Here is a 9,029-nt window from a genome sequence, read left to right on the forward strand (position 1 = left end):
TTTTATTTTATAAATACTAAAAAATCCTGAATTTAAAAATTCAGGATTTAAAAGTACAATATTATTTTTTATTTATTTAAGATAATAATAGCTTTACCATAATAAAACCTAAACCACCTAAAACTATAGTATAAGGAAAAGCCATTTTAACCATTTTACCATAAGATAAATTAATTAAAGGTGCTAATGAAGAGGTTAACAAGAATAAAAATGCCGCCTGACCATTTGGTGTTGCAACACTAGGTAAATTAGTACCTGTATTAATAGCTATTGCTAATTTTTCAAACTGTTCTCTTGATATTATACCTGTTTTAAAAGCTTCCTGTACCTCACCTATATATACGGTTGCTACAAATACATTATCACTAATTGCTGATAAAAATCCGTTTGCCAGATAAAAAAGTCCTGGTTGTGAAGCCGGATCTTGATTTAAAGCCCAATGAATTATAGGGCTAAATAAATGTTGATCATGAATCATTGCAACTACCACAAAAAATACTACCAACAGCCCTGTAAAAGGTAATGCTTCTTCAAAAGCATGCCCTAATTGATGCTCATCAATTATTCCAATAAAAGCTGTTTGTACAATTATTAAAGCTAAACCTATAAAACCAACAGGAGCTACATGCAAAGCTAAACCTGCAATCAATAAAATAGCTGATATCCCTTGAATAATTAAAGCATATTTTTCTTTATCTGTTCTTTTAGCATCCTCTAATTCAGTATAACGACCTATTATATCAGCAGCAACTTTTGGTAATTTATCTCCAAAACCAAACCACCCTGTTAACTCTAAAACAACAGTAGTTACCATCCCTGCTGCTAAAACAGGTAATGTTATAGGAGCCATTTTTAAAAAAAATTCTATAAAATCCCAACCTAATCGCTCTCCAATTAATAAATTTTGAGGTTCTCCTACTAAAGTACAAACACCTCCTAAAGCTGTACCCACCACTCCATGCATTATTAAACTACGTAAAAAACCACGAAACTCCTCCAAAGTTTCTCCACTTAATTCTTTCCTATCTAAAACACCATCTTCATCATAATCTGATGAACTAGAATGTATTTTGTGATACACACCGTAAAAACCTACAGCTACACTAATTAACACTGCTGTTACTGTCAATGCATCTAAAAAGGCTGATAAAACAGCAGATAAAAAAACAAAAAGTAATGATAATAAAACTTTAGACTTTATTTTAGTAAAAACTTTACTAAATATATACATCAATAAAGGTTTCATAAAATAAATACCTGCAACCATAAATACTAAAAGCAATACTACTTCTAAATTTTGATCTACTTCATGATAGGCATTTTTAGCAGTTGTTAACCCTAATACAATTGCTTGAATAGCTATCAACCCACCAGACTGAAGAGGATAACATTTTAATGCCATTGCTAAAGTAAAAATAAATTCTGCTATAAAAAGCCAAGCTGTTATTGTTTTTCCTAATACAAAAAAGGAAAACACATTAAAAATCAAAAAACTAATCATGGTTATTTTAAACCACTTAGGACTATTTCCTAAAAAATACTTAAACATAATACTTATTTATTTGCTATTAAACCAACTCTTTTAAAGCTATCTCAAATGCTGTTTTACTTATTTTTATTTTTGAACCACTTTTTGAAAAGGTTCTTTGCAATGCTTTTTTTATGGTATTTGAAGTGTCTTCAAAAATTGCTTTATCTTCCATTGGCAATATAATTTTCGCTTCCATTAAATAGGCAAAAACTCTAGCAATACCACAATTAGATATGAAATCAGGCAACAAACTTAAATGTTTATCAGCATACTCCATTATTGGCCCAAAAAAAATTTCTTTATCAGCAAAAGGAACATTTGCTCCTGGCGATATCACCTCCAACCCTGTATCTATCATCTGCTGCACCTGATTCTTTGATATTAATCTTGAAGCTGCTGCTGGCACAAATATCTCTGCTGGCAAACTCCATATTTTTTCATTAATTTCATCAAAAGGAATCATTTTACTAGCAACCAATTTATTTCCATCCTTAGCTAAAAATAATTCCGTTATTTCTTCCATCGAAAATCCTTCTTCATTTATAACTCCGCCTTCTCTATCAATAATACCAACAACTTTAGCACCTAATTGTGTTAAATAATATGCTGCTGCTGAACCAACATTTCCAAAACCCTGAACAATGGCTTTTTTATCGACAATTGTTCCTCCGTAAATATTATAATAATGTTTGACTGCTTCAGCTACACCGTAGCCTGTTAACATATCTGATACAGTATACTTTCGTGCTAAATTAGGAGAGTACTGCTTATCTTCAATTACTTTAATTACTCCTTGACGTAATTGCCCAATTCTATTAATTTTATCTGCTTCAGTCGGTTTAAAATGTCCATTAAAAATCCCTTCCTGAGGATGCCAAACTCCGCAACTCTCTGTAATAGGAATTACATCTTTATCTGCATCAACATTTAAATCTCCTCCTGTTCCGTAATAATGTTTTAATAGAGGTGTAACAGCTTTATACCAACGCTCTAAAACACCTCTTTTTCGCGGATCATTAGGGTCAAAATCAATTCCTGATTTAGCACCTCCAATAGCAGGTCCTGAAATAGTAAATTTAATTTCCATTGTTTTAGCTAAAGACAAAACTTCATTTTTATTTAAACCTTTACGCATTCTAGTACCACCGCCTGCAGCACCTCCTCTTAAAGAGTTTATAACCGTCCAACCTTCAGCATCTGTTTCTTGATCTCTCCAATGGAAAACAATTTCGGGTTCTTTTTCTTCGTATATTTTAAGTAAATCTTTCATACTTTTATTTCTAATAAATTATTCAACTTTAACTTGCTACACTTAATAATATATATATTTTATAAAGGGGAGTTAAAGTTGCTTCATTTTTTAAAATTATTAATATGGTTAATTAAAAATACTCTTTCACAAATCTAGCATAAAAAATCATAGTTAGTATTTTTTTTAATTAAAAAAATCAGTTACCTAATAAAAATAACACCTGAAGAATGATCTTTTTCGGCACCAGTAACACTACTTAAACAATTAACCTGATTTTCAGCACGTAACAACCCTAAAAAAGCAAAAATCAGTGCTTCTTTATAATTAATAAGTTCTTTTGATGGTGTTATTATTTTTTGTTCTGAATAAAATGCTATTCTTTGGATTAAGAAATCGTTAAAAACACCGCCTCCTGTTATTAAAACAGCATCACTTTTATAAATTATTCTTCCAATTTGAATAGCTACATGCTCAATAAACGTTCTTAAAACTGAGCTAATATTTTTTTCAGTTTTATCTATTAAAGGAAAAATAATTGACTGAACCCATTCTAAACCTAATGATTTTGGAGGTTCTTTTTTATAATAATCTAACTGGTTTAATCTTTTTAACAACTCTTTATTTATACTACCTGTTGCCGCTATTTTTCCTTTATCATCATAAATAAAACCTAATTTTTGAACATAATGATTTAAAACAATATTTACAGGACAAATATCAAAAGCTATTCGCTGTTCATTTTTTTTAAATGATACATTAGCAAAACCTCCCAAATTAACACAAAATTTATAATCTGAAAATAATAACTCATCGCCTATAGGAACTAGTGGAGCTCCTTGCCCTCCTAAATTAACATCTTGAGTTCTAAAATCACAAATTACTTTTTGCTTTGTTATTTCTGAAATAACCTTTCCATTACCTATTTGAAGTGTAATTCCTTTATCAGGCTCATGTAAAATAGTATGCCCATGCGAAGAGATAAAATCAATATTACAAATAGCATGCTTTTTTATAAAATAATTAATTTCATTTCCTAATAGCTTGGCATACTCAATATCTAAATTAATTAATTTATTTTCAGGAAAACTTATTGCTTCTTTTAATTTAGTTACCCATCCATTTGTGTAAGGAATAGTTTCTGAAAATAAAATATTAAATTTTTTATAATCTCTTTTATCAAATTTAACGTATATTATGTCAATTCCATCTAACGAGGTTCCTGACATTAAACCTATAATAAAATTAAAGTTAGTATTCATACTCGTAAAAATAATAAAACACAACCAAAAAGATGCTATTAAAAAAGTATCTTTGAGTGATATTTTTTCTAATATAACAATCATAAATTATGAATTTTAGTTTAACAGAAGAACATATAATGATTAGGAATGCTGCACGTAATTTTGCTCAAACCGAATTATTACCTGAAGTAATTGAAAGAGATAATAAACAAGAATTTCCTCCTGAACTAGTAAAAAAAATGGGCGAACTTGGTTTTTTAGGAGTCATGGTTGCTCCTGAATATGGCGGAAGTGGAATGGATACAATATCGTATACATTAATTATGGAAGAGTTGTCTAAAATTGATGCCTCTGCCTCTGTTATGGTTTCTGTAAACAACTCATTAGTTTGTTATGGTTTAGAAGCTTATGGAAACGAAGCTCAAAAACAAAAATACTTAACAAAATTAGCTACTGGTGAACAAATTGGAGCCTTTTGTTTAAGTGAACCTGAAGCGGGTTCTGATGCAACTTCACAAGCAACTACTGCTGAAGAAAAAGAAGATCATTATATAATTAACGGTACAAAAAACTGGATTACTAACGGTGGTCGTGCCGATGTTTATATAGTTATTGCCCAAACCGATCGTAGTAAAAAACATCGAGGAATTAATGCTTTTATAGTCGAAAAAGGAACCAAAGGTTTTCACATAGGACCTAAAGAAGATAAATTAGGTATTAGAGGCTCAGACACGCACACACTACAATTTAATGATGTAAAAGTTCCAAAAGAAAATAGAATTGGTGAAGATGGTTTCGGATTTAAATTCGCCATGAAAACTTTAGCTGGTGGACGAATTGGTATTGCTGCACAAGCATTAGGTATTGCTTCTGGCGCTTATGAATTAGCTTTAAAATACTCAAAAGAACGTAAAGCTTTTGGTACTGAAATTTGTAATCATCAAGCAATTGCTTTTAAATTAGCTGATATGTATACAGAAATTGAAGCAGCTAGAATGCTTGTTTTAAAAGCGGCTTGGGATAAAGATCAAGGTAATAATTACGACATATCTGGAGCAATGGCAAAATTATACGCCTCTAAAGTTGCTATGGAGCAAACTGTTGAAGCAGTTCAAATTCATGGTGGAAATGGTTTTGTAAAAGATTATCATGTAGAACGCTTAATGCGTGATGCAAAAATTACTCAAATTTATGAAGGAACCTCTGAAATTCAAAAAATTGTAATTTCTAGAAGTATTATTAAAAAATAAAACTTATTCACATAAATAAGTTCATTCTTTTTATAATGAACTTATTTTTATAGCGTTACCACAAGGGTCGCGCTTTACGTACTCGCTTTTTATTCATTCTTCATAAAAGAGCTCAAACAAAACTTCAATCGCTAACGCAACCTTATTTTATAATTAATTTTTAAAAGCTATTTTATGTAAATGTAATCCAGAGGCGGGTGCAATATTTTTAATAAATTCAATTTCTGCTTCGCAATCTAAACTCTGTTTGATAAAATCTAAATCATACTCTCCTTTTCCTAAGCTATGTAAACCCCCCATTATCAAACGAATTTGATTTCTTAAAAAACCTTCTCCTCTAACAATTAAAACAAAACTTTGTTTCGGAAAAAAAGAAGCTGTTAATTCGGTATTTATTTCAATTCTACAATATTCAATAGTTCTTTCAACCTTAGTTTCTTCTGTTGGTTTTGTACAATATCTTTTAAAGTTATGAAAACCTTCAAACAACATTGCCCCTTCTTTCATAACTTCTATATCTAATTGATCTCTAAAACGAGTTAAAAAAGGTGCTGCATATGGATGATTTTTTTCACCATAAGAAAAATAATAACGATATTCTTTTAACTTCGGATGCTGAATAATATTAAAATCATTATTAATGTCTTCAATTTTCAAAGCCCTCATATCACCAGGTGCATTGGCATTAAAATCAATCATAAATTGTTCAAAATCTACTTTTTCATCAATAAATAACTGAAATGCAAAATAACTTGCCGATACTCTTGCATCGGTTCTACCAACACCTAAACTTTTCAAACGAATTCCTTTATAAATAAACTTTAAAGTTTTATCTAAAAATAAATGGCCCGTTTTTAAATTTGGCTGTTTTTGCCATCCATGAAAACGAAACCCTAAATATTGAATGGTTACTAAATAAGTATGTTTATAGTTCATTATTTTAATAAATCGTAAGATTGGTTTGCTATTTCTAATTCTTCATTCGTAGGAATTACCAATATTTTTACTTTTGACGCTTCACTATTAATTTCTGTGAGATTAGTTACTTTTGTATCATTTTTATACTTATCTATTTCAATACCAAAAAACTCCAAACCAGAGCAAACTAATTTTCTAATAAGCACTGAATTTTCACCAATTCCAGCAGTAAAAACAATGGCGTCAACTCCATTCATTACTGCTATATAAGAACCAATATATTTTTTAATTCGATACGCATTCATATCTAACGCTAATTGACAATTTTTATCACCCTTTAAAGCAGCTTCTTCAATATCTCGCAAATCACTAAATCCTGTTAACCCAAGCATACCGCTTTCCTTTTGTAAAATATCACTTACATGTTTAGGTTTATACCCTAAAACATCAATTAAATAAAAAATTAAAGAATGGTCAATATCACCAGAACGTGATCCCATAATTAAGCCTGTAACAGGACTAAACCCTAAACTATGATCAATACTAATACCATTTTTAATAGCTGTTATACTACAACCATTTCCTAAATGTATGGTAATAATTTTACTTTGTGTTTTTTGTAAATAAGCAATTGCTTTTTCAGAAACATATTTATGACTTGTTCCATGAAAACCATATAAACGTATTTTATTTTCTATTAAAAATTTATTAGGAATTGCATATTTATATGCTGTAACAGGTATTGTTTGATGAAATGCTGTATCAAAAGAAGCTACCTGAATAGCATTTGTAAAAATAATTTCGGCAACTTTTATTCCTTCTAAATTTGCAGGGTTATGAAGTGGTGCTAATGAGAATAAATCTTTAATTTTCTTTTTAACTTCAGTTGTTATTATTGTAGTTTCTTTAAAAGAATCTCCACCATGAACCACCCTATGAGCTACTACATTAATTTCATTAGTTGCCGTAATTACACCTATTTTTTTATCCAATAATAGTGCTACTACTTTTTGTAAACCTACTTTATGATTTTTAATTTCAACAACCTCTATACTTTTATGTTCTGTTGATTTATAATGAACTGTTCCTCCTTTTAAACCAATTCTTTCAATTAATCCAGTACAAATTACTTTTTGTATTGGCATATTAATCAATTGATATTTTATTGAAGAACTTCCTGAATTTATAACTAATATTTTCATACTTATTTCGCTTGAGCTTGAATAGCTGTTAAAATTATAGTATTAAAAATATCCTCTACAGTGCACCCCCTACTTAAATCATTTACAGGTTTATTTAATCCTTGCAACATTGGGCCAATAGCCAATGCACCTGTTTCACGTTGTACTGCCTTATAAGTATTATTTCCAGTATTTAAATCCGGAAAAATTAGTACGTTAGCCTGACCAGCAACTTTAGAATTAGGCAGTTTCTTTTTTCCTATAAAAGGATCAACAGCTGCATCATACTGAATAGGTCCTTCAACTTTTAAATCAGGTCTTTTTTGTTTGATAATTTCAGTAGCTTTTCTTACCGTATCAACATCTTCACCTTTACCTGAAGTTCCTGATGAATAAGACAACATAGCAATTTTAGGATCAATACCAAAAGCAATACTAGATTCTGCCGATGCTATGGCAATTTCTGCCAATTCCTCAGCTGTTGGATTTGGATTGATAGCACAATCACCAAAAACAGAAACTCGATCTTCTAAACACATAAAAAAAATTGATGAAACCACAGAATATCCAGGTTTAGTTTTAATAAACTGCAATGCTGGTTTTATGGTATGCTGTGTAGTATGAGCAGCACCAGAAACCATTCCGTCAACTAAACCTTTATAAACCATCATCGTTCCAAAATAAGAAACATCAGCCATTAAATCATCAGCCATAGCCGGACTTAAACCCTTGTGCTTTCTTAACTCATACAACGTATTTGAAAAATCATCAAAGTAATCTGACTCAATAGGATTAATGATTGTAATTGATTCAAAATCAAAAGAAATATTTAAACGTTTTACAGCCGCTACAATAAGCTCTTTTTTACCTAAAATGGTTAACCTAACAACATCTGCTTTATCAAGTTGTGATGCAGCAACTAAAATTCTATCATCATTTCCTTCAGGTAAAACAATATGTTTTTTTACTTCCTTAGCTCTTTTTAACAAATTATATTGAAACATTCTTGGTGTAACAATATCTGTACCTTTATAACTTGTAAGCTTTTCATTTAAAGCTGTAACATCAACATGAGTTTCAAAAATATTAATAGACATTTTTATTTTATCTACATTCTCTGCATAAATATGAGAACGTACATTACCAAGCTTAGTTGTAACTGCAAAAGTACCTTCTTTAACCCATAAAATAGGAATAATTTTCTCTAAACCTTCAATTAATTTAATTACAGATTTATTCAACTCAATACCACCTGTTAATACAACACCAGATACGCTAGGGTAATTTGTTGAAATATTAGCCTGTAAAGTACCCAATAATATATCTGACCTATCAGCTGGAGTAACCACAACACTATCAGGTGTTAAATGATGAAGAAAATTAGCTAATTGCATTGCGCCAACCTTAATATCACCAGTTATATTATTTAAAAACTCATTACCAAAAAGTACAGTTGCATTAATTTTACTTAAAAGTTCTTTTATTGTAGGATTATTTAATTTTCTATTTATAGGAATAGCACTAATAGAAACATCTATAGGTAAATGCTCCCTCATTTGCTTAATAATGATATCTATATTAAAATATTCAATTTTATTTGCAACAACCGAAATTACTTTAACATCTTTATTCACAAACAAATCATAAGTTAATCGT

General features: G+C 29.9%; 7 protein-coding genes (1 of these 7 cut by a window edge). 1 reads left to right on the forward strand and 6 read right to left on the reverse strand.

Going from position 1 to position 9,029, the window contains the following annotated elements; translation table 11 throughout:
- Positions 1 to 76: 76 nt before the first annotated feature.
- The 3 genes from nhaB to ACN5J4_RS04955 form a co-directional block, all read right to left on the reverse strand.
- A complete protein-coding gene (gene nhaB, locus ACN5J4_RS04945; RefSeq protein ID WP_418651019.1) occupies positions 77 to 1,549 on the reverse strand; it encodes a sodium/proton antiporter NhaB in 1,473 nt (490 codons plus the stop codon).
- Positions 1,550 to 1,568: 19 nt separating this feature from the next.
- Positions 1,569 to 2,801, reverse strand: coding sequence for a Glu/Leu/Phe/Val dehydrogenase dimerization domain-containing protein (locus tag ACN5J4_RS04950; RefSeq protein ID WP_418651020.1), 1,233 nt, complete (start codon positions 2,799 to 2,801; stop codon positions 1,569 to 1,571).
- Between the two features lie 182 nt (positions 2,802 to 2,983).
- Positions 2,984 to 4,042, reverse strand: coding sequence for an anhydro-N-acetylmuramic acid kinase (locus tag ACN5J4_RS04955; RefSeq protein ID WP_418651139.1), 1,059 nt, complete (start codon positions 4,040 to 4,042; stop codon positions 2,984 to 2,986).
- 89 nt (positions 4,043 to 4,131) lie between these two features.
- Between ACN5J4_RS04955 and ACN5J4_RS04960 the strand changes: the two genes are divergently transcribed.
- Entirely contained in the window at positions 4,132 to 5,274 is a 1,143-nt protein-coding gene (locus ACN5J4_RS04960) for an acyl-CoA dehydrogenase (protein WP_418651021.1), read from the forward strand.
- 153 nt (positions 5,275 to 5,427) lie between these two features.
- On the opposite strand, the gene ACN5J4_RS04965 is transcribed toward ACN5J4_RS04960, so the two are convergent.
- The 3 genes in view from ACN5J4_RS04965 to pta are tightly spaced (at most 2 nt apart) and all read right to left on the reverse strand, a layout consistent with a single transcriptional unit that may run on beyond the window.
- Entirely contained in the window at positions 5,428 to 6,210 is a 783-nt protein-coding gene (locus ACN5J4_RS04965; RefSeq protein ID WP_418651022.1) for a tRNA pseudouridine(38-40) synthase TruA, read from the reverse strand.
- A complete protein-coding gene (locus tag ACN5J4_RS04970; protein ID WP_418651023.1) occupies positions 6,210 to 7,394 on the reverse strand; it encodes an acetate/propionate family kinase in 1,185 nt (394 codons plus the stop codon). Before ACN5J4_RS04970 ends, ACN5J4_RS04965 begins: the two co-directional genes overlap by 1 nt.
- Positions 7,395 to 7,396: 2 nt before the next feature.
- Positions 7,397 to 9,029: the 3' portion of a phosphate acetyltransferase gene (pta, locus tag ACN5J4_RS04975; RefSeq protein ID WP_418651024.1), read on the reverse strand. Its footprint extends 464 nt past the window's final position; only the last 1,633 of its 2,097 coding nucleotides appear in the window; the start codon falls outside the window, past its right edge — the gene reads right to left on this strand; the stop codon is at positions 7,397 to 7,399.

This window comes from Tenacibaculum aestuariivivum (assembly GCF_964507685.1).
In the GTDB taxonomy this organism is placed as follows: Bacteria; Bacteroidota; Bacteroidia; order Flavobacteriales; family Flavobacteriaceae; genus Polaribacter; species Polaribacter aestuariivivum.

Bases quoted from the DNA above. Each gene is read 5' to 3' on its own strand.
- nhaB (WP_418651019.1), bottom strand. From the start codon at position 1,549: ATGTTTAAGTATTTTTTAGGAAATAGTCCTAAGTGGTTTAAAATAACC.
- ACN5J4_RS04950 (WP_418651020.1), bottom strand. From the start codon at position 2,801: ATGAAAGATTTACTTAAAATATACGAAGAAAAAGAACCCGAAATTGTT.
- ACN5J4_RS04955 (WP_418651139.1), bottom strand. From the start codon at position 4,042: ATGAATACTAACTTTAATTTTATTATAGGTTTAATGTCAGGAACCTCG.
- ACN5J4_RS04960 (WP_418651021.1), top strand. From the start codon at position 4,132: ATGAATTTTAGTTTAACAGAAGAACATATAATGATTAGGAATGCTGCA.
- ACN5J4_RS04965 (WP_418651022.1), bottom strand. From the start codon at position 6,210: ATGAACTATAAACATACTTATTTAGTAACCATTCAATATTTAGGGTTT.
- ACN5J4_RS04970 (WP_418651023.1), bottom strand. From the start codon at position 7,394: ATGAAAATATTAGTTATAAATTCAGGAAGTTCTTCAATAAAATATCAA.